13 protein-coding genes are annotated in these 21,258 nt (G+C 64.2%); 5 read left to right on the forward strand and 8 right to left on the reverse strand.

Going from position 1 to position 21,258, the window contains the following annotated elements; genetic code table 11:
- The 4 genes from IPM89_03700 to IPM89_03715 all read right to left on the reverse strand — a co-directional run bounded on the left by IPM89_03700 (position 1) and on the right by IPM89_03715 (position 4,713).
- Complete coding sequence (locus tag IPM89_03700; GenBank protein ID QQS54949.1) at positions 1–891, reverse strand: phosphate ABC transporter ATP-binding protein; 891 nt, start codon at positions 889–891, stop codon at positions 1–3.
- 29 nt (positions 892–920) lie between these two features.
- Complete coding sequence (gene pstA, locus IPM89_03705) at positions 921–2,240, reverse strand: phosphate ABC transporter permease PstA (GenBank protein QQS54950.1); 1,320 nt, start codon at positions 2,238–2,240, stop codon at positions 921–923.
- Entirely contained in the window at positions 2,233–3,612 is a 1,380-nt protein-coding gene (gene pstC / locus IPM89_03710) for a phosphate ABC transporter permease subunit PstC (GenBank protein QQS54951.1), read from the reverse strand. The genes pstA and pstC overlap by 8 nt, the downstream gene beginning before the upstream one ends.
- A gap of 81 nt (positions 3,613–3,693) precedes the next feature.
- Positions 3,694–4,713: a PstS family phosphate ABC transporter substrate-binding protein gene (locus IPM89_03715; GenBank protein ID QQS55775.1), complete on the reverse strand. Its 1,020-nt coding sequence runs from the start codon at positions 4,711–4,713 to the stop codon at positions 3,694–3,696.
- Between the two features lie 262 nt (positions 4,714–4,975).
- On the opposite strand from IPM89_03715, the gene IPM89_03720 reads away from it, so the two are divergent.
- The 3 genes from IPM89_03720 (at position 4,976) to IPM89_03730 (ending at position 11,530) form a co-directional block, all read left to right on the forward strand.
- Positions 4,976–5,821, forward strand: a complete 846-nt coding sequence (locus tag IPM89_03720) for an SDR family oxidoreductase (protein ID QQS54952.1) — start codon at positions 4,976–4,978, stop codon at positions 5,819–5,821.
- Positions 5,822–5,870: 49 nt separating this feature from the next.
- Entirely contained in the window at positions 5,871–6,977 is a 1,107-nt protein-coding gene (locus IPM89_03725) for a two-component system response regulator (GenBank protein ID QQS54953.1), read from the forward strand.
- A 122-nt stretch (positions 6,978–7,099) separates the two neighbouring features.
- Positions 7,100–11,530: a PAS domain S-box protein gene (locus tag IPM89_03730; GenBank protein QQS54954.1), complete on the forward strand. Its 4,431-nt coding sequence runs from the start codon at positions 7,100–7,102 to the stop codon at positions 11,528–11,530.
- A gap of 13 nt (positions 11,531–11,543) precedes the next feature.
- Here the strand turns inward: IPM89_03730 and IPM89_03735 are convergent, their stop codons facing one another.
- From IPM89_03735 to IPM89_03750, 4 genes are all read right to left on the reverse strand, one after another.
- The gene (locus IPM89_03735; protein QQS54955.1) at positions 11,544–13,763 is read right to left on the reverse strand and encodes a 6-phosphofructokinase; all 2,220 of its coding nucleotides are present in this window, start codon (positions 13,761–13,763) and stop codon (positions 11,544–11,546) included.
- Between the two features lie 70 nt (positions 13,764–13,833).
- A complete protein-coding gene (locus IPM89_03740; GenBank protein QQS54956.1) occupies positions 13,834–14,988 on the reverse strand; it encodes a sodium ion-translocating decarboxylase subunit beta in 1,155 nt (384 codons plus the stop codon).
- Position 14,989: 1 nt separating this feature from the next.
- Entirely contained in the window at positions 14,990–16,954 is a 1,965-nt protein-coding gene (locus IPM89_03745) for a biotin attachment protein (GenBank protein ID QQS54957.1), read from the reverse strand.
- Positions 16,955–16,970: 16 nt separating this feature from the next.
- The gene (locus IPM89_03750; GenBank protein QQS54958.1) at positions 16,971–17,264 is read right to left on the reverse strand and encodes a hypothetical protein; all 294 of its coding nucleotides are present in this window, start codon (positions 17,262–17,264) and stop codon (positions 16,971–16,973) included.
- Between the two features lie 173 nt (positions 17,265–17,437).
- Here IPM89_03750 and IPM89_03755 point away from each other — a divergent pair, with 173 nt between their 5' ends.
- The gene (locus IPM89_03755; protein QQS54959.1) at positions 17,438–19,279 is read left to right on the forward strand and encodes a helicase-associated domain-containing protein; all 1,842 of its coding nucleotides are present in this window, start codon (positions 17,438–17,440) and stop codon (positions 19,277–19,279) included.
- Positions 19,276–20,952: a DEAD/DEAH box helicase gene (locus tag IPM89_03760; protein ID QQS54960.1), complete on the forward strand. Its 1,677-nt coding sequence runs from the start codon at positions 19,276–19,278 to the stop codon at positions 20,950–20,952. The genes IPM89_03755 and IPM89_03760 overlap by 4 nt, the downstream gene beginning before the upstream one ends.
- The last annotated feature ends 306 nt before the right edge of the window (positions 20,953–21,258 follow it).

A 21,258-nucleotide genomic window follows, 5' to 3' on the forward strand; every position in this document is an offset into this window, starting at 1 on the left:
TCAACCAAAGCGACCGGTGATGTAGTCTTCGGTCAGCTTATGCTTGGGATTGGTGAAAATCTGGTCGGTTTCACCGACCTCGATCAGATCGCCCAGATGGAAATAGGCGGTGCGCTGGGAGACGCGGGCCGCCTGCTGCATCGAGTGGGTCACGATGACGATGGTGTAGCTTTCCCGCAGTTCGTCGATCAGTTCCTCGATCTTGGCGGTGGCGATGGGGTCGAGCGCCGAACAGGGCTCGTCCATCAGGATCACCTCGGGGTTGACGGCGATGGCGCGGGCGATGCAAAGCCGTTGTTGTTGGCCGCCGGACAGGCTGGTACCCGGCTCGTCCATGCGCTTTTCAACTTCCTTGATCAGCCCGGCCCGTTCCAGGCTGGCATGGACCAGTTCGTCGAGTTCCGCCTTGCCGTTGACCATGCCGTGGATGCGCGGCCCGTAGGCGACGTTCTCGTAAATCGATTTGGGAAAGGGGTTGGGTTTCTGAAACACCATGCCGACCCGGGCCCGCAGTTGCACCACATCGATGCTCTTGTCGTAGATGTTGTCCTCGTCGAGCTGGATTTGCCCGGTGATCCGGCAGGAGACAATGGTGTCGTTCATCCGGTTCAAGCAGCGCAGGAACGTGGATTTGCCGCAGCCGGACGGGCCGATGAACGCGATGACTTCGTTGGCGCCGATATCGAGGCTGACCTGCCTCAGCGCGTGTTTCTCGCTGTAATAGACATTGACTTCGCGGCAGAGCATTTTCGGGTGGTCCGCCGTGATTTTGCCGACGGTCTGTCGGTGGTCGTAGTCGGTGATCTGGGCGCTCGACAGCGGGGTCTCCCGAACGTCGGGGTTCAATGCGCCATCCAGGGCGGCCTTGGTTTCGATTGTCGTTGTGTTCATTGCAATGAATCCTCGGATTTTAGAGGCGATTACCAGCGCCGCTCGAAGCGTTTGCGCAGGACGATGGCCAGTCCGTTCATCAGAATCATGAATCCCAGCAAGACCATGATGGCGGCCGAGGTTCGTTCCACGAAGGCGCGTTCCGGCAGGTCGGCCCAGAGGTAAATCTGCACCGGCAGCACGGTCGCGGGATCGGTGAAGCCGCGCGGCACATCGACGATGAAGGCGACCATGCCGATCATCAGCAGCGGCGCCGATTCGCCCAGGGCGCGGGCCATGCCGATGATGGAACCGGTCAACATGCCGGGCATCGCCAGCGGCAGCACATGATGGCCCACCATCTGCAATTTGGACGCGCCCATGCCCAGCGCCGCCTCACGGATGGAGGGCGGGACCGAAGTCAGGGCGGCGCGGCCGGCGATGATGATGACCGGCAAGGTCATCAGACTCAATACCAGACCGCCGACCAGCGGCGCGGAGCGCGGCAGACCGAAGAAGTTGATGAACACCGCCAGCCCCAACAGGCCGAACACGATCGACGGCACCGCCGCCAGATTGTTGATGTTGACCTCGATCAGATCGGTCCAGCGGTTCTTGGGGGCGAACTCCTCCAGATACACCGCCGTTGCCACGCCGATGGGAAAAGACAGCAGGAAGGTGATCAGCAGGGTGTAGAACGAACCCATCAGCGCGCCACGGATGCCGGCCTGTTCCGGCTCGCGCGAATCGCCGTTGTTGAACAGGATGGTATTGAACCGTTGTTCCAGCCGGCCGTCGGCGGTGAGCCGGTCGATCCAGGCAATCTCCTGATCCGTGATCGAGCGCAGCGATTCGTCGAGGGTACGATCGATGTTGCCCTTGACCAGAGTATCGACCTCGGCGCTGGCCAGTACCTGGACCGGTTGCGTGGTGCCGATCAGAGTGGGCTCGGCCAGTATCTCGCCGCGCAGCCGATGCGGGGCGTTGGAACTGATCAGCCCATACAGCGCCCGCAGGTCGCGCCGGCCCTCGACCCGCGGGAACAGCCCGCGCAGGCTGGCGCGAATCAGCGCGGCGTAGTCGGCGTTGGCCAGCACTTTCGGATCGCGGGTGCCGGTGGGATCAATCAGCGCCGCGTCGAAGGTGATCGGCAGCTCGATGTAGGTCTGCCAGAACGCCGGATAGCCCTTGCCGATGATGTTGGCGAACATCAGCACCACGAAGGCCAGCCCCAGGCTGATGGCGCTCAGCCCGTACCAGCGAAAGCGCCGTTCGGCGGCGTGCCGACGCTTGAGGCCGGCGTTGACGATGGTTTTGATGTCGCGGGACGCGGCCGGCGGCATGGCGGCGGAATCGTCTGACTTATTCATACTGTTCCCGATATTTGCGCACCACATGCAGGGCGAGGATGTTGAGGATCAGCGTGACCACGAACAGCATCAGCCCCAGGGCGAAGGCCGCCAGGGTCTTGGCGCTGTCGAATTCCTGATCGCCGGTCAGCAAGGTGACGATCTGCACGGTGACGGTGGTGACCGCTTGCAGCGGGTTGGCGGTCAGATTGGCCGACAGGCCCGCGGCCATGACCACGATCATGGTTTCGCCGATGGCGCGCGAGACCGCCAGCAGGATGCTGCCGACAATGCCGGGCAGGGCGGCCGGCAGCAGGACCCGTTTGATGGTCTCCGACTGGGTTGCGCCCAGCGCGTAGGAACCGTCGCGCATCGATTGCGGCACGGCGTTGATCACGTCGTCCGACAGCGAGGACACGAAGGGGATGATCATAATGCCCATCACCAGCCCGGCGGCCAGCGCGCTTTCCGAGGCGACCTGCAAGCCCAGCGCGGTGCCCGCATCGCGGATCAGCGGCGCCACGGTCAGAGCGGCGAAGAAACCGTAGACCACGGTGGGGATGCCGGCCAGGATTTCCAGCAACGGCTTGGCGGTGGCGCGAAACTTCGGGCTGGCGTATTCGGACAGGTACAGCGCCGACATCAGCCCGATCGGCACGGCGATCAGCATGGCGATGCCGGAAATCAGCAGCGTGCCGGCGAACAGCGGCACCATGCCGAAGGCGCCGGAAGAGCCGATCTGGTCGGCGCGGATGGCGGTCTGCGGGCTCCACTGCAAGCCGAGCAGAAAGTCGGTCAGCGGCACCTTGTGGAAAAATCGAATGGATTCGAACAATACCGACAGCACGATGCCGATCGTGGTGAAGATGGCGACGGTCGAACTGACGATGAGCAGCAGCGTGACCACCTGTTCGACCCGGTTGCGGGCGCGCAGCTTCGGCGAGATGGCCCGCCAGCCGTGGGCGATGCCGGCGGCGGCGAGGAGCAGGGCGACGATCCACAGGCAAACATGGCTGGTCAGTTGCAGATTTCGGTAATGCGCGGCGGCGGCCAGGATGGTGGGATCGGGCGTGCCGGAGACGATGTTGCCGCTGACCAGATTCTTGATGTCGTTGAGGACCAGACCGAGCCGGTCCGGCGGTAGTTCGCGCAGTTCCGGCGGCAGTCCGGCCACGACCAGTTCGAGGATGATGCCCGGTTGCAGCACCGCCCAGACCACGATCACGATCAGTGCCGGGAGACCGCACCACAGGGCGGTGTAGGAACCGTAGAAACTGGGCAGGGAATGCAGGTTGCGAATATGGTTGCCGGCGACCCTGAAGGCGCGGTTGCGCCCCAGGTAGTAAGCGGCGCTGCTGAGCAGCAACAGGATAAGCAGGAGATAGGACAGCATGGGGCGGTCACCGGGATGCGAAAACGCCGCCGTCGCCGGGAAAGCGATCCGCGGCGACGGGCGGCGTTGCGGAAAGGACCGTTACGGGGCCATGGTCTTGAGGCTGTTGGCGTCGGCGGCGAGCTGCTTGCGTTCGGCCGGCGGCAGCGGGATCAAGCCCTTGTTGGCCAGATAGCCTTCGTTGCCGGCGGCTTTCTCGCTGGTGAATTCGGCGATGAATTCCTTCATGCCGGGAATGACCGCGACATGGGCCTTCTTGACGTAGAAGAACAATGGCCGCGAGACCGGATACTGGCCGGAAGCGATGTTCTCGAAGGTCGGGGGGACGCCGTCGATGGTTTCGCCCTGAATCTTGTCCAGATTCTCGTCCAGGAAGCTGAAGCCGAAGATGCCCAGGGCGTTGGGGTTGGACACCAGCTTGTTGACGATCAGGTTGTCGTTCTCGCCGGCTTCGATGTAAGCGCCGTCTTCGCGGATGGCGCCGCAGGCCGCCTTGGCTTGCTTTTTGTCACTCTTTTCCAAGGCCTCGATGGCGGGGAAATTCTTGCAGCCCTCGTCCATCACCAGTTCGACGAAGGCGTCGCGGGTGCCGGAAGTCGGAGGCGGGCCCAGCACTTCGATCTTATGGGCCGGCAGTTCCGGGTTGACGTCCTTCCAGGTCTTGAAGGGATTGGCCACCAGCTTGCCGGTGCCCGGCTCCGGAACCTCCTTGGCCAGCGCCAGCCAGAGGTCCTTGCGGGTCAGCGTCATCGGCTCGGTCTTTTTGGAAGACGCGACCACGATGCCATCGTAGCCGATCTTCACTTCGATGATTTCCTTGACGCCGTTCTTGGCGCAATTCTCCACTTCGGACGCCTTGATCTGGCGGGAAGCGTTGGTCATGTCGGGATATTGCACGCCGACGCCGCCGCAGAACAGCTTGAGTCCGCCACCGGTGCCGGTGCTTTCAACCTTGGGGGTCTTGAATTTGCTGTTGGCCTTGCCGAAATGCTCGGCGACCGTGGTCGAAAATGGATAGACCGTGGACGAACCGACGATGCTGATATAGTCGCGGGCGGACTGAGCGTGGGCCACGCCAGCCAGCGCGCAAGTCGCGGCCATGGCGAGGATAATTTTCTGTTTGCGCACGAATAGCCTCCGGGTACCTGATTGAGGGTGGGTCAATTGTTAGGGGCGACCCCATCCTGGGGATCGGCTGGAAATCCTAAAACAACATTACTACCGCAAGACGGCCTTTATATTTCATTTATATGTCAGTTTTATTGCAGCGTGGGGATTGGCGAGCCATGGCAAGCGGCGTGGGCGATGGCAACGAATCGACGATGAGAATCGTGGGCTTGCGGTTTCATGACACGAGGTGACGATGAGCGGCGGAAGTATTTTGATCACGGGTTGTTCTTCCGGTATCGGGTTGTGCTGTGCCCAGGGCTTGCAGGCGCGCGGTTGGCGGGTGTTCGCCACGACGCGCCAGCCGGCGGACGTGGCCCGGCTGCAAGCCGGGGGATTGGAGAGTCTGCCATTGGATTTGCGCGATTCCGCGGCCATCCAGGCAGCGGTGGCGGCGGTGCTGGAGCGCACGGGTGGGCACTTGGACGCGCTGTTCAACAACGGCGCCTACGGCCAGCCGGGCGCGATCGAGGATTTGAGCCGCGAGGCGCTGCGGGAGCAGTTCGAAACCAATCTGTTCGGTACCCTGGAACTCAGCAATCAGGTCATCCCGGTCATGCGCCGGCAGGGTGGGGGACGGATTCTGTTCAACAGCTCGGTGCTGGGACTGGTGGCGTTTCCCTACCGGGGTGCTTATGTCGCCAGCAAGTTCGCGCTGGAAGGCGTGGCCGATACTTTGAGATTGGAGCTGGTCGGCACCGGCATTCACGTCTGTCTGATCGAACCGGGGCCGATTCTCAGCCAGTTTCGCGACAACGCCCATGCGGCTTACCGGCGGCATATCCGCGCCGAGAGCAGTCCGCACCGGGAAAAATACGCGGCGATGGAAGCACGCTTGCGCAAGCAAGGACCGGCGGCGCCGTTCACCCTGCCGCCGGAAGCAGTGTTGAAGCGGGTGATTCACGCCCTGGAAAGTCCCCGCCCCCGCGCGCGCTACCCGGTGACCATGCCGACGCATCTGTTCGCGGTGTTGCGGCGTCTGCTGCCGACCCGCGCATTGGATGCGATCCTGCGGCGGGCCGGCGGTGAGGGACGACGGTAGTGTATAATGTGAACACCTGTAGCGCGGATATTTTCGGGAGATTGATATTGTGCAATCCGGTGATCTCAAGGCGACAATCCTGATTGTGGACGATACCCCCGAGAATCTGACGGTTCTCGGGGAGCTGCTGCACTTGCATTACGATGTGTTGGTCGCGCCTTCGGGCGAGCGCGCCCTGCAAATCGCCGGTCGGCAACCGGTGCCGGATCTGATCCTGCTGGATGTGATGATGCCGGGCATGGACGGCTACACGGTGTTGGCCCACCTGCAACAGCATCCGGTCACCCGCTCTATTCCAGTGATCTTCCTCACCGCCCTGAACGCCGCCCAGGATGAGGAACGGGGCCTGCAACTGGGCGCCGCCGACTACATCGCCAAGCCCATTCAACCCGCCGTGGTGCTGGCCCGGGTGCGCGCGCAACTGGAGCTCAAGCGGGCGCGGGACTGGCTCAGGGACCAGAACGCCTTCCTGGAAGCCGAGGTGGCGCGGCGCATGGCGGAAAACGACCTGATCCAGCAGGTCAGCATTCGTGCCCTGGCGCATCTGGCCGAGGCCCGCGACCCCGAGACCGGTAACCATATCCTGCGCACCCAGGGCTACGTGCGCCAGCTCGCCAACCGTCTGCGCCAGCACCCGCGCTTCGCCGCCATCCTGGACGAGCGCTACATCGAACTACTCAGCCGCTGCGCCCCGCTGCACGACATTGGCAAGGTGGGCATCCCCGACGCCATCCTGCTGAAACCCGGCCCGCTGACCCCGGCGGAGTGGACGGTCATGAAGACGCACGCCAAGCGCGGCAGCGACGCCATCGAACGGGCGGAACACGACGCTGATCGGTCGGTGGATTTTTTGATCCTGGCCAAGGAGATCGCCCACTGGCACCACGAAAAATGGGACGGTACCGGCTATCCGGACGGCCTGGCCGGCGAGGCGATTCCCGTCGCCGCCCGCCTCATGGCCGTGGCCGACGTCTTCGACGCCATCATTTCCCCGCGCGTCTACAAACCGCCGATGCCCATGGAGCAGGCGCGTGACATCATCGCCGAGGAACGGGGCCGGCATTTCGACCCGGATGTGGCCGAGGCCTTTCTGGCCGATTTCGAGGCGTTCCGCGCCATCGCCCGTCGTTATCAGGACTCCGTACCCGCGCCATAGCCCGGTCTTCCCTTTCCCCGTGAGAACGGGGTGATGGGGATGAAGGCTGTTTTTCAGCCGTGTGAACGCCCAGCGGCCGCACGGAAATGTCTCTAAAAACGCAGCACGACCAGGCGCATCCCATGCACGCAGCCGATCAGACGCCCCCATCGCCGATTCGGTCCCCCCGCTTTTGGGTGTTCCGCGTGGTCCTCATCTATGCCGTCTTTGCCGCCCTGTGGATCTTGTTCTCCGATAAGGCCATGGAATGGTGGCTGGATGTCCCGAGTCAGATCACTCTGGCGGGTACCGCCAAGGGCTGGGTCTTCATCGCCGTTACCTCCCTGCTGCTTTATGGTTTGCTGCGGCGGCGTTGGCCGGGCGACGACGCGATAGGGGTAGCGATGCCGCCGCGCGCCTCGCTGATCCCCCTGGCGCTACTTGCGACCTTGATTGTCGCGCTCACCGTTGCCGCCATCGCCTACGCGGTGCGGGAGGAACAGGAGAAGGAAATCGCCCGCCTGCACACCATCGCCGATCTGAAGGCCCAGCAGGTGGCGGACTGGTTTGAGGAGCGCTTGAGAAATGCCCGCCTGATCCAGACCAGCGAATCCTTGGCCGATTATTACCGCCGCTGGCGGGAAACGGGCGATACCGCCAGCCGTGACCGCTTATTCAAGCGCCTGATTGAATTCCACAAACTGGGCATTTTCGAGGCCATCGTGCTACTGGACGAACAGGCTCGGCCCCTGTGGCATGTCGGTCATGTTTCCATCGAGCTTGACCCCACCGCGCGCGCCGGTTTTGTGCGGGCCGCCCAGAGCAGCGATGTGTGCTGGGTTGGACCCTATCGAGACGCCGAGGGGCGCATCCATCTGGATTTCGCGGTGCCCCTGCCCGTGGCCGCGGGGCAGCAGCCCCACCCCCTGGTCATCCTGCATACCGAAGAGACCCTGTACTTGCCCTGGCATCTCGGCGATTGGCCGGTGCCCAGCGCCAGCGGCGAGGTGGTGCTGTTCCGGCGTAACGGCGAGCAGATCGAATTTCTGAACGCTTTGAAATATGCCCCCGATGCCGCCTTGCAACTGCATCGACCGATCAACGACGAGTACCTGCTCGCCGCGCAGTTGGCGCGCGGCAAAGTAGGGGTCAGCCATTTGCTGCAAGGTGAGGATTACCGGGGCGCGGCGGTGTTCGGCGTGGGGCGCAACATCCCCGGCACCGACTGGTACCTGCTGGCCAAGCTGGATCGGTCGGAGCTGTACGCCGAGACGGCCGGGGAGTTTCTCTGGATTATTCTGGCCGGCGCTCTGGCCCTGTTCGTGTCGGTGGCCGGCTGGTATCTGGTGCGTCAGCGCCAGCAACTGGCCTTTGTCCGGGCCACGCAGCAGGCCCAGGCCAGGCAACTGCGCCTGGAGCAGGATATCGCCCACGAGCGCGAGCAGCGCCTGATGCTCGCCAGTCGTTACGCCACTCTGATCGAAAAAGCGCTCGATATCGTCCTCCTGATCGATGTCGCTGGCCACATCGTCGAAGCCAACGCGGCGGCCGTGGCGGCCTATGGCTGGAGCGCCGAGGAGCTGCGCGGCATGAGCATCCGCGATCTGTGTCTCCCGGAGACCCTGGCCAAGCTGGAGCGGCATTGGCAGTCCGCGGCCGGTCAGGAGGGCATCCTGTCCGAAACCGCGCACCGTCGCCGCGATGGCAGTCTGTTCCCGGTCGAGATCAGCGCGCGCACCATCGAGATCGATGGTCAGTGCTATCGTCAGGATTTTATCCGCGATATCAGCGAGCGCAAACGGGCCGAGGAAACCTTGGCCCTCCAGGCCCGTCGTGCCGAAGCTCTACTGGAATTGCCCAAGGCTGGGGAAGTACTGGATGAGACGGCGTTCATGCAGCGTGGCCAGGAGCTGGCGGAAGATCTGACCGGCAGCCAGATCGCCTTCATCCACTTCGTCAACGATGACGAGGAGACCATCGAACTGGTGACCTGGTCGCGGCGCACCTTGCAACACTATTGCAAGGCGGTCCACGACACGCACTATCCGGTCAGCCAGGCCGGCATCTGGGCGGACGCCTTGCGCCGGCGCCAGCCGGTGGTGTTCAACGACTACGCCGCCTGCCCGCACAAGCACGGCCTGCCGGAAGGTCATGCCGAACTGAACCGCTTGCTCTCCGTGCCGGTGATCGAGAACGGCCAGGTGGTCATGCTGACCGGCGTGGGCAACAAGGCTACCGATTACACCGAGCTGGATATGGAAACCGTCCAGCTCATTGGCAACGAAATCTGGCGCATCGTGCAGCGCCGCCGCAGCGAGGCGCAACTGCGCAAATTGGCCCAGGCGGTGGAACAAAGTCCGGAGTGCATCGTGATCACCGACCTGGAAGCCAGGATCGAGTATGTGAACGAGGCCTTCGTGCGCACTACCGGCTACAGCCGCGAAGAGACGGTCGGCCAGAACCCGAAGCTCCTGCAATCCGGCAAGACCTCTCGCGATCGCTATGCCGCCCTGTGGGATGCACTGAGCCGGGGCCAGCCGTGGAAAGGCGAGTTCATCAACCGGCGCAAGGATGGCGATGACTATGTCGAATTTGCCATCATCACGCCCCTGTGCCAGCCGGACGGGCGCGTCTCCCATTATGTGGCGGTCAAGGAAGACATTACCGAGAAGAAGCGGATCGGCGAGGAGTTGGACCGGCACCGTCATCATCTGGAGGAACTGGTGGCGGAACGGACCGCCGAACTGGAGCAGGCGCGCGCGCTCGCCGAGGCCGCCAACCAGGCCAAGAGCACCTTTCTGGCCAACATGAGCCACGAAATCCGCACGCCGATGAACGCCATCGTCGGGTTGACTCACCTGTTGCGGCGGACGGCCGTGACACCGGAGCAGGCCGCGCACCTGATTCAGATCAGCGGCGCCACCCGGCATCTGCTGTCCATTCTCAACGACATTCTCGATCTGTCCAAGATCGAAGCCGGCAAGCTGGTTTTGGAACAGACCGATTTTGCCTTGGGCGCGGTACTGGATCATGTGCGCTCGCTGATCGCCGAATCGGCCCGAGCCAAGGGGCTGAGCGTCACCGTGGACGGCGACGACGTGCCGCTCTGGCTGCACGGCGATCCGACCCGGCTGCGTCAGGCCCTGCTCAACTATGCCGGTAACGCCGTCAAGTTCACCGAGCACGGGGCCATTGCACTGCGCGCCCGGCTGTTGGACGACGACGGCACGACTCTCTGGGTGCGTTTCGAGGTACAGGACACCGGTATCGGCATGGCCCCGCGGGACCGCGCCCGGCTATTCGAAGCCTTCGTCCAGGCCGACGCCACGACCACGCGCAAGTACGGCGGCACCGGCCTCGGCTTGGCGATCACCCAGCGGTTGGCGCAACTGATGGGCGGCGAGGTGGGGGTGGAGAGCGAACCGGGTCAGGGCAGCACCTTCTGGTTTACCGCGCGGCTGAGGCGGGGCCAGCCAAGCCCGCCGGCCGTTGCCGAGGGGGTCGCAACCAATGCCGAGGCGGAATTGCGCCGTCGCTGCGCCGGGGCACGGTTGTTGCTGGCGGAAGACAACGCCATCAACCGGGCAGTGGCGCTGGCGCTGTTGCACGGGGTGGGGTTGACGGTGGATACGGCGGTGGATGGCCGGGAAGCGGTGGCCAAGGCCAGCGCCCAGTCCTACGACCTGATTCTGATGGACGTGCAGATGCCGGAACTGGACGGTCTGGCGGCCACCCAGGCGATTCGCGTCCAGTGCGATTCGGTCCACCCGCCGATTCTGGCGATGACCGCCAACGTGTTCGAGGAAGACCGCCTCGCCTGTCTGAGCGCCGGGATGAACGACTTTGTCGCCAAGCCGGTGGACCCGGAGCGGCTGTTTGCCAAGCTGTTGCGTTGGCTGCCGGCGCGGACGGGAGGCGAACCGGTCGCGCCCGACGCCTCCCCGCCATGCTCGGAATCCGGGGCGGTGCCGCTGGCGGGTTTGAGCGCGATCCCCGGTTTGGAGACCGCCGCCGGTCTGAAAGCGCTGAACGGTCATGGGCCTCGTTATGCCGAGCTGTTGCGGCGCTACGCCGTCGATCATGCCGGCGACATGGACCGGGTGCGCCAGGCGCTGGCCAACGGCGATATCCTGGAAGCCCGGCGGCTGGCGCATTCGCTCAAAAGCGTGTCCGGCACGCTGGGTGTGGTGGGAATCCAGCAACTCGCCGCCGCGCTGGAAGCGGCGCTCGCCGCCGGCGACGAACCGGCGGCGGTGGCGGCGCGGGTTGAGGCGGTGGCGGCGGAAATCGCCCCGCTGACCGGGAAGATTCTCGCCGTCCTGGCGGAGGACGCGGAGCCCGGCCGGGTGCTGGAAGTGGACCCGGCCGCGTTGGGGCGGGTGCTCGCCGAACTGGAGCCGCTGCTGGCGGCGTCCAAGCTGCGCGCCAACCAGGTTTTCTCGGCCCATCGGGCGCTGCTCAAGGCCGCCTTCGGGCCGTTGTGGGTGGAACTGGAGCGGCGGATCGAGCACTTCGAATATCCCGAAGCGCTGGACATTCTGCGCGCTCCTCCCACCACTCACCGGCGCGAATGAAGGCCAGTGAGGGCTAGGCGCCCGGTTGCGCCATGGCCTGCATGACCGCTCGCAGGTCCAGCCACCATTGCTCCAGCGGCCGGTGGTTGACGGCGTCAACCATATCCGGCATCTGTTTGATCGGGAAGGTGCTCAGCTTGCCTTCGGTCATGCCGATGAACGCGCCCGCCGCCGAACCGCGTTCCAGTTCCCCGGTGAGAAAATCGATGCCATAAGCCGCCAGCCGGGTCGCGAGGATGCGATCGAACGGCGAAGGGTTGCCGCCCTGTTGAATGTGGCCCAGCACCGCCTGGCGCACATCGAATAGCTGATGACCTTCCTCTTCAAACAACCGGGCCAGAAAATCGGTGGTGTATTGCGCGTTGGCGTATTCATTGCGGATCGTCAGATAGAAGCGCCGCCCGCCGCGAAAACTCTCGACCATCCGCTCCACGTCGGCCTGCAAATCCTTGAGGGTGATACCCTCCTCGGGCAGATAAATCCGCTCGGCGCCCGCCGCCAAACCACTCATCATGGCCAGATAGCCGCAATGTCGGCCCATCACCTCGACCACGAAACAGCGCCGCGCCGCCATCGCCGATTGTTTGATGCGGTCCAGCGCTTCGACGATGACGTTGAGCGCGGTGTCGGCGCCGATACTCAAATCCGATCCAGGCAGGTTGTTGTCGATGGTGGCCGGCAAGCAAACCGTCGGGATCTTGAAGGCGGGATAACGCTCCCGCTCGCTATCCAGTCGGTGTAGTGCCTGATACGCTTTCCAGCCGCCGATCACCAACAAAGCGTCGATGCCGTTCGTTTCCAGCGAGCGGGCCACGGTATAGAGTTGCTCAGTGGTCGGGACTTGCCGGCCGGCGCCCAACTCGGCGCCGCCGAGCGCGGTCCAGCCTTCGACATCGCCCCAAGTGAGCTCCTCGATCCGGCCATCGACCAACCCGGTGAAGCTGCCACGCACCCCCAACATCACATGCCCGCGATCGCGGCCCAGCCGCACGGCGGCCCGGGCGGCCGTGTTCATGCCCGGCGCCAGCCCACCACCATGTAGAACGGCAATTCGGCGCGGACGGACCGAGGGCGTCACGCTGGGCAACGCCTCGGCCATGGCCCTGAAGGTTTTGGTCATCTCGGTAAAGCTGCTGCCGCGCAGTTCCGTGGCCTTGGCGTAATTCTTTTCGGCGATGGTCCGGGCTATTTCTCGGGTCTGCTCGACGCATTGCATCAAGGGTAACCGCCGAACCCGGTTATAACGAACGCCGATCAGTTGCGGCTCGCTGTCCGGCGTGGCCGCCAGCAGTTCCTGGACGGCGGCATGGCCGACCAGGGTGCTCATCCAGCGGTCATAGGCGCTGGGCGTGCCACCGCGCTGGACATGACCAAGAATGGTCACGCGGGTATCTTCGCCCAGCCGTTCTTCCAGAATCCGACGGATGTAGTCCCCGTTGATGCGGTTGCCGGCCCGATCGGTCGCCCCTTCGGCCACCACCACGATACTGTCGCGGCGACCCGCCGCCCGGCCATGGCGCAGCATCTCGCACATGCGATCTTCCCAACCTTCCGCCGGGGGATATTCGGGGATAAGAACATAGTCGGTGCCGCCGGCGATGGCGCTGGTCAGCGCCAGGTAGCCACAATGCCGACCCATGACCTCGACCACGAAACTGCGCTGGTGGCTGGCCGCCGTGCTGGTCAGCGCATCGATGGCTTCGATGATGCGGTGCAGGGCGGAATCGGCGCCGATGGTCATGTCGGTGCCGACCATATCGTTATCGATGGAACCCACGAGACCCACGATCATCAACGCCGGGTGAGCTTGGGCGGTCGCTTCATCGATCTCCCCGGCCTGAACCAATTCCGTCAGCAGTTCCGGCCATTCCTGGCGGAACAGATTGGCGCCGGTCAGGCTGCCATCGCCGCCGATCACCACCAGCCGGTCGATACCGTGCTGGATCAGATTGCGGGCGGCGATCAGCCGGCCTTCCCGCTCGCGAAACGCCGGGCAGCGAGCAGTACCGATGACGGTGCCGCCCCGGTGCAGAACGCTGCCCATGTCGTCCCAGGACAGGGGGCGAATACGGTCACCGCCATCGACCATGCCCTGATAGCCTTCGTAAATGGCGTGGACGGCGGCGCCCTCCTGAATCGCGGTGCGGACAACGGCGCGAACGGCGGCGTTCATGCCCTGGGCGTCGCCGCCGCTGGTCAGGACGCCGATGCTGATGGGGGAATTGCTGGCCATGGAGTCGATTTTCCTTCGGCTGTTGGAGAGGAGTAAGACGAGAGTTTAACGCCACTTCATCACCGGCGGATTAGCGCAGCAGCGCCAGGAACATCCCGGCGGCCACCGCCGACCCGATCACGCCGGCCACGTTGGGACCCATGGCCGCCATCAGCGGGTTCACCTCCCCATCGGTCTGCTCGGAAACGAACTTTTGCACCACCCGAGCCGACATCGGCACCGCCGATACACCGGCCGCGCCGATGCAGGGATTGATGCGCTTGCCTTCCGGCAGGAACCGGTTGATCAGCCTGGCGAACAGAATCCCGCCCGCCGTGCTACAGGCGAACGCCACCGCTCCCAGCACCAGGATGAACAGGGTCTGCGGGCTGAGGAAGGTGTCGCCCTGCATGGTGGCGCCGACCACCAGACCGAGGAAGATGGTGACGATGTTGATCAACGATCCACCGGCCGCCTTGCTCAGCCGGTCGGTGACGCCGGATTCCCGCAGCAGATTGCCGAACATCAGCATGCCGATCAGCGGCGCGCTGGAAGGGATGGCCAGGGCGGTCAGCACGGTGATGATGATCGGAAAGATGATGATCGCCGTCCGCGACACCGGCCGGGCCTGGGGCATGTTGATGGCGCGCTCCTCGGGGGTGGTCAGCAGACGCAGGATCGGTGGCTGAATCACCGGTACCAGGGCCATGTAGCTGTAGGCGGCCACCGCCACCGCGCCCAGCAGGTGCGGAGCGAGAATGGCGGTCAGGTAAATGGAGGTCGGCCCGTCCGCCCCGCCGATGATACCGATCGACGCCGCTTCCTCGGCCGTGAAACCGAACAAATAGAAGGCACCGAGCGCGGCGACGAAAATGCCCAATTGGGCCGCCGCGCCGAGCAGCAGGGTGAGCGGCCGGCTCAGCAGCGGCCGGAAGTCGGTCAGCGCGCCCACCCCCATGAAAATGATCGGTGGCAGCAACTGGGTCTTGATCCCCATGCTGTAGATCAGTTGCAGCAACGGTATGGTCTGGCCGGGCTCCGCGTGAAAGCTGCTGGAAGCGTCGAGCATGGCCGCCGGCAGATTGGCGAGCATCGCGCCAAAGCCGATGGGGATCAGCAGCAGCGGCTCGTAGTTCTTTTTCACCGCCAAATAGATCAACAGCCCGGCGATCCCGAACATGATCAGGTTCTGCCAGCTCAGGCCGCGGAAGCCGCTTTGGGCAATCAGTTCCGACAAGGTATCCATGTCAGCCGCCGAGGGTCAGGATGGGCTTGCCGGCGAAGACCTCGCTGCCGAGTTCGGCATTGATTTCCACCACCGTGCCGTCGCGGGGCGCGCGCACGTCGTGCTTGGCTTTCATGGCCTCGACGGCGGCCACGACCTGTCCCTTGCGCACCGCATCGCCCACTTTGACGTTGATGTCCACCAGTTCGACCTTGCCTTCGAACGGCGAGAATACCGGCGTGCGCTGATCGGCGGCGAGGGGGGGCGGAGATGTCGGGACGGCGGGGGCCGGGGCGGGAGTGACGGGAGCCGCGCTCGTCGGGTTCGTTCCCGTCGGGGGTTCGATGGTGATGCGGAAGGTGCGGGTTACGGTGCCTTCGACCACTGTGCATTGGGTGGTGACCGGCGCGGTGAAAACGGAGGTGGGGGTCGCTTGAGCGAGAGCCGCCTGAGCGGGGGCGGGGGCGGGGGCGGGGGTCGCTTGAGCGGGAGTGCTGGCGGTCGGCGTGGGGGTTGCCGGGACCGGCGCCGGAACGGTTGCGGTGGCTGGTTTTTCCTTGGTTTTCAGTGGCAGGTTGATCCGGGCCTTGCCAGTCAACAGCCGGATGCCCTCATTCAATTCCATGTTCTTGCCCGGCACGATGGCGGAGGCAACCAGAAAGATGTTTTCTTCGGTCAGCGGCAACTGGCGTTCGCGCAGCGCCTCCTCGGCGGTGGCGATACTGTCCGGGGCTTCTTCCAGCGGATCGCCGGTGAACGGCTCCAGCTTGAGTTGCTCGGCGGCGACCTTGATCACCGTGGGGTCCGGCGGTTCCGGCGTGCGGCCGAAGTAGCCGAGCACCGAGCGCCCGTAGCCGGCGTCGATTTTTTGCCAGCGGCCGTGCAGCACGTTGTTGAAGGCTTGCAGCCAGTACTGCTGACTGCCGGGCGTCACGCTGGTCCAGGCGCCACCGGCCCGCACCACTTCGGGGAACTCGGCCAGCACTTCACCGTAGCGATTGAGAATGCCGGCTTCCGCCATCATGTGGACATTGGGACCGATGGCGCCGCCCGGCATCGGAAAATTGACCACCCGAGCATCGGCCGAGGTAGTGACCGGATTGAACGCATAGTCCTTGAGTGCCTCGTCGAGCAGCTTTTCCAGCTCGTTCATCTTGCCGGCGTCGATGTCGAGCGTATAGCCGGTACTCTTGAGCGCGTGCCACATCGAACGCACGTCCGGCTGCGAGGTGCCGGAGGCCAGGGGTCGCACCGACAGGTCGATGCGGTCCACGCCGCCGGCGATGCCGGCCATGTAGCAGGCCACGGCCATCGACGCGGTGTCGTGGGTGTGCATGGACAGCGGTACTTCGGGCGGCAGGATTCGCTTCAGGCCCTTGGCGGTTTCGTAGCAGGTGTGCGGGTCGGTGGTGCCGGAGGCGTCTTTCATGCACACCGAGTCGAAATGAAGCCCCGCCTCCAGCAGTCGTTGGATGATCCCGACATAAAATTCCGGGGTATGGACTCGTTCGGATCGGTACGGCAGGCCCATCATCGCCACGCAGACTTGATGATGCATTCCGGCGGCCACGATCGGCTGGCCGGTCTTGATCAGATTGTCCACGTCGTTCATGAAATCGAAGTTGCGGTCGATGGTGGTGCCGTGTTTCTTCATCAACCGCGCCTGCATTTCCAGCGCCTTGAGCCGCTGGGTGGTCAGGGTAACGCCGGACACCGAACGGGTGAGGATTTGCAGATCGGCATCCGGGCCGACCGCCTCGCGCATCTGGTCCATGCAGGTGAACGGGTCCTCGCCGGCATAGAAGTAAGGTGCCTGGTAGCGGGCACCGCCGCCGAATTCGAAGTGGCGCACGCCCATCCCGGCGGCGGCCCGCATGGCGGGCAACACATCATTGACGCGCACCTTGCCGCCGAACACGCTTTGCAATCCATCGCGGAAGGCGGTCAGCATGACCTGGATTTTTTTTGGAGTGGGTGCAAAGATCATGGTGGCTCTCAAGTAGTTAACGGATTTCTTCGATGTGGGTGACGCGCGCGCCGGGTGCGGCGGCGTTCGTGGCGGTGGCGATGGCGACGGCGATGGCCGTGTCGTTCCAGGGTTGCCAGGCGGCGGCTCGTGGCGGTGGCGCGGTGGTGCCGGATTGTCGCATGTCGATCCGCGGCGATGGCGCGGCGGTGCCGGGCCGTTCCGGGAACAGTTCGATCAGTCCCCGCAGAGCACCGGCCAATGCCGCAAGCAGGCCGATGACCGCCACGAAGGCGTTTAGGCAAATTAGGAAAAGATGGGGTTCTTCCATAGGGTGGTCCTTGACATGATCATGCCGGGTTGGCGGTCGAGCCGGACGCAGCTCATAGGAAATTGTAGGAAAATCGTAACCACACTGCCCGAAAGCGGGCAAAATTCCCTCGAACTGAATCGAGCTGGCCCTTCTTCCGAGAGTGCCTGGTTCGTCCATTGCGAGTCTTGATCATGGCCTACTACATTCAAAACGAACCCCAATCCATCCCCACGCTGGCCGATGCGTTACAGAGTTGGACGGTGGACATTCTGAAAAAACTCGCCGCGCTGGTGGGGGACGGCGGGAACCCGCCCACCCGAAAGGCGGATTTGATCGAATTCATCCGCAAACGGACCGAGGGCGAACGGCTTCAGATCCTTTGGAGCCAGCTCGATCCCATGCAGCAGGCGGCGGTGGCCGAAGTCGTTCACGGGCCGGATGCGCGTTTCAATGCCGGGCGCTTCGAGGCCAAGTACGGCCAGTCGCCGAACTGGGGCGAGAACCGCTCCTATAACAGCAACCCCTCGTTGTTGGGCGTATTTTTCCACGGCGGCATCATGCCGGACGATCTGCGCCGGCGTTGCAAGTCCTTCGTGCCAAAACCCGAACCGGCGCGGCTGTCGCCACGGGAGGATATCCCCGACCAGTGGGCGCTGACCTACGAGGAATGGGACCAGGAGACTCGTAAGAAGAAGGTGTATCAGAATAAGATCCCGATCGTCCGGTGCCTGACCGAGCGGGCGGCCATCCACGACCTCAAGGCGGTCCTGCGCCTGATCGATGCCGGCAAGCTGGCGGTCAGCGATAAGACTCACCAGCCCGGCGCCGCCGCGATCCGAGCTTTGGGTGGGTTGCTGCTCGGCGGTGATTTCTACGACGACAGCGAGTACGACGAATACGACAGGATCGGTCCGATCAAGCCGTTCGCCTGGCCGCTGCTGGTGCAGGCCGGTGGGCTGGCTTCGCTGAGCGGCAAAACGCTGCAACTGAGCAAAACCGGACAAAAGGCGCTCGGCGAACCGGTGGAGAAGGCCATCGCGCAGATATGGCGGCGCTGGCAAAAAACCACCTTGATCGACGAGTTGCGGCGCATCGACTGCATCAAGGGCCAGACCGGCAAGGGCAAGCGGGGGCTGACCGCCGTCGCCGGCCGCCGCGCCGCCATCCACCAGGCGTTGCAACACTGTCCGGCCGGGCGGTGGATCGCGGTGAACGACCTGTTCCGCCAGATGCGGGCCAGCGGGCAGGATTTCGAGGTCACCCGCGATCCCTGGAATCTCTACATCGCCGAAGCCGGTTACGGCAGCCTCGGCTACGAAGGTTTTCACGACTGGAAGATTTTGCAGGCCCGCTACGCGCTTTGTCTGCTGTTCGAATACGCCGCCACCCTGGGGCTGCTGGACGTAGCCTATATCCCGCCGCACGACGCCCGGCCCGACTATCGCGACAACTGGGGCACCGACGATCTGCCGTTCCTCAGCCGCTACGACGGGCTGCTGTATTTCCGTATCAATCCGCTGGGTGCCTATTGCCTGGGGTTGGCGGACCGCTACCAGCCGGCCGCGCTGGAGGTACCCGCCGCGCCGGTATTGCGAGTGCTGCCCAATTTGGAGATTGCCGCCATCGGCGCGCCGCTGGAGCCGGCCGACGCCATGCTGCTGGACAGCTATGCGAGCAAGTCCTCGGATGCCGTATGGAAGCTGGATCAGGCTCGTTTGCTGGAGGCCCTGGAGGAAGGGCACGACATCGAGGTGCTGGCGGAGTTGCTGGTCTCGCTCGGCGGCCAACCCTTGCCGGAGACGGTGGAGCGCTTTCTGGAGGATATGGCCCGCCGCGCCCGGAGTCTGAAAACCACCGGAACCGCCCGGCTGATCGAATGCGCCGACGCGGTGCTGGCGACGCTGATCGCCAACGACAGCCGCACCAAGCCGTTTTGTCTGCTGGCCGGCGAGCGGCATCTTGCGGTGCCCACCGAATCCGAAGCCCGTTTTCGCGGTGCGCTGCGCAAGCTCGGCTATAGCCTGCCCAAATGAGCGATTACCTCCCCGAAAATGCGCTGATCGTGCAGAGCGATCAGACCGTGCTGCTGGAAGTGCATTCGCCTCGCGCCGAGGCGGCCCGCGACGCCATCGCGCCCTTTGCCGAACTGATCAAGAGTCCGGAGCACGTCCATACCTACCGCATCACCCCACTGAGCATCTGGAATGCCCGGGCGGCGGGGCTGGGCACCGGGGCGATGGTCGCCACCCTGCGCGAGTACGCCAAATATCCGGTGCCCGAGGGCGTGGCCCAGGAGATCGAGGCGCTGGGCCGGCGCTACGGGCTGGCGGTGATCGAGCGCGACGAAGCGGGACTGGTGTTGCGGGTCGCCGACGCGCCGCTGGCGGAACTGCTGGCCCGCGACCGCAAGGTGGCGCCGCTGCTGGGCGAACGGCTGGCGGAGCGGGTGTTTCGCGTCCGCCTGGGGGTACGCGGCCTGCTCAAGCAGGCGCTGGTCGCCATCGGTTATCCGGCCGACGATCTGGCCGGTTACAACGAGGGACAGGAATTGCCGCTGCGGCTGCGTGAGCTGAGCGGCGGCGAGCCGTTCCTGGTTCGCGATTACCAGCGGGCGGCGGCGGCGGCCTTCCATCAGGGCGGGCGGGCACAGGGTGGCAGCGGGGTGATCGTGCTGCCCTGCGGCGCCGGCAAGACCATTGTGGGCATGGCGGTGATGGCGCTGGTCCAGGAAAACACCCTGATTCTGACCACCAGCCAGACTTCGATGGAACAGTGGCGGCGGGAGTTGCTGGACAAGACCGATCTACCGGCGGACGCCGTCGCCGAGTACAGCAGCCAGCGCAAGGATACCGGGCCGGTGACGCTGGCGACCTATCAGATGTTGACCTACCGGCCGAGTCAGGATGCCGAATTCGCCCATTTCGGTCTGTTTCACGCCCGGTCCTGGGGGTTGATCATCTACGACGAGGTGCATCTGCTGCCGGCGCCGGTGTTCCGCATTACCGCCGAGCTGCAATCGCGCCGCCGGCTGGGGCTGACCGCGACCCTGATCCGCGAGGACGGCCTGGAAAAGGATGTGTTTGCGCTGATCGGTCCCAAGCGCTACGACGTACCGTGGCGCGAACTGGAAGGGCAGGGCTGGATCGCTGCCGCCGACTGTACCGAAATCCGCGTCGCCCAGACGCCGGACCGGGATATGGAATACGCGCTGGCGCCGCGTCGCAACCAGTTCCGGATCGCGGCGGAGAATCCCCGCAAGCGGGCGGTGGTGGCGGAGCTGTTGAAGCAGGAGGCCGGGCATCGGATTTTGGTGATCGGCGAGTACATCAGCCAGTTGGAGGATCTGGCGGTGGACACCGGCTTTCCGCTGCTGACCGGCAAGACCCCGCAATTGGAGCGGGAACGCTTGTACCAAGGTTTCCGCGAGCGGACGGTGCCGGGGCTGGTGCTGTCGCGGGTGGGCAATTTCGCGGTGGACCTGCCGGACGCGGATGTGCTGGTGCAGGTATCCGGCAGGTACGGTTCGCGTCAGGAAGAGGCGCAGCGTTTAGGGCGGGTGCTGCGGCCGAAGAAGGACGGCCGGCGGGCGCGGTTTTATACCCTGGTCAGCCTGCGTACCTGCGAGGAGGATTTCGCCCGTCACCGGCAACTGTTTCTGACCGAGCAGGGCTACAGCTATCGGATCGAGACTTGGGCGAAGGGTTGAGAGGCCGTGCAACTGACGAGATGCCGCAAACGGTGAAGTCGAACCTGTCTGCTGCTCTTGATCTCGATCAGTCGCAACTTCACCTCCATAGGCTTGAAGACGCTAAACGGAGTGATATCGTTTCCCGATAGGTTTTGTTCTTTTCGGAGGCCAATAACCACCCTGTTCGTCATACCCGCGAAAGCGGGTATCCCGTTTTTCAGCGGCGGCCTGGATTCCCGCATTCGCGGGAATGACGAAAACCTATTCAGAATTGGTATGAGAAGGCCGGATAGGGGCGCGTGAGCACCCCTCCCTATGTTCGCC

The organism is Candidatus Competibacteraceae bacterium (genome assembly GCA_016699715.1).
GTDB lineage: Bacteria > Pseudomonadota > Gammaproteobacteria > Competibacterales > Competibacteraceae > Competibacter.

What these genes read in the sequence shown, in the direction of transcription:
- IPM89_03700 (QQS54949.1), bottom strand. Translation starts at nt 891, where the DNA reads ATGAACACAACGACAATCGAAACCAAGGCCGCCCTGGATGGCGCATTG.
- pstA (QQS54950.1), bottom strand. Translation starts at nt 2,240, where the DNA reads ATGAATAAGTCAGACGATTCCGCCGCCATGCCGCCGGCCGCGTCCCGC.
- pstC (QQS54951.1), bottom strand. Translation starts at nt 3,612, where the DNA reads ATGCTGTCCTATCTCCTGCTTATCCTGTTGCTGCTCAGCAGCGCCGCT.
- IPM89_03715 (QQS55775.1), bottom strand. Translation starts at nt 4,713, where the DNA reads ATGGCCGCGACTTGCGCGCTGGCTGGCGTGGCCCACGCTCAGTCCGCC.
- IPM89_03720 (QQS54952.1), top strand. Translation starts at nt 4,976, where the DNA reads ATGAGCGGCGGAAGTATTTTGATCACGGGTTGTTCTTCCGGTATCGGG.
- IPM89_03730 (QQS54954.1), top strand. Translation starts at nt 7,100, where the DNA reads ATGCACGCAGCCGATCAGACGCCCCCATCGCCGATTCGGTCCCCCCGC.
- IPM89_03735 (QQS54955.1), bottom strand. Translation starts at nt 13,763, where the DNA reads ATGGCCAGCAATTCCCCCATCAGCATCGGCGTCCTGACCAGCGGCGGC.
- IPM89_03740 (QQS54956.1), bottom strand. Translation starts at nt 14,988, where the DNA reads ATGGATACCTTGTCGGAACTGATTGCCCAAAGCGGCTTCCGCGGCCTG.
- IPM89_03745 (QQS54957.1), bottom strand. Translation starts at nt 16,954, where the DNA reads ATGATCTTTGCACCCACTCCAAAAAAAATCCAGGTCATGCTGACCGCC.
- IPM89_03750 (QQS54958.1), bottom strand. Translation starts at nt 17,264, where the DNA reads ATGGAAGAACCCCATCTTTTCCTAATTTGCCTAAACGCCTTCGTGGCG.
- IPM89_03755 (QQS54959.1), top strand. Translation starts at nt 17,438, where the DNA reads ATGGCCTACTACATTCAAAACGAACCCCAATCCATCCCCACGCTGGCC.
- IPM89_03760 (QQS54960.1), top strand. Translation starts at nt 19,276, where the DNA reads ATGAGCGATTACCTCCCCGAAAATGCGCTGATCGTGCAGAGCGATCAG.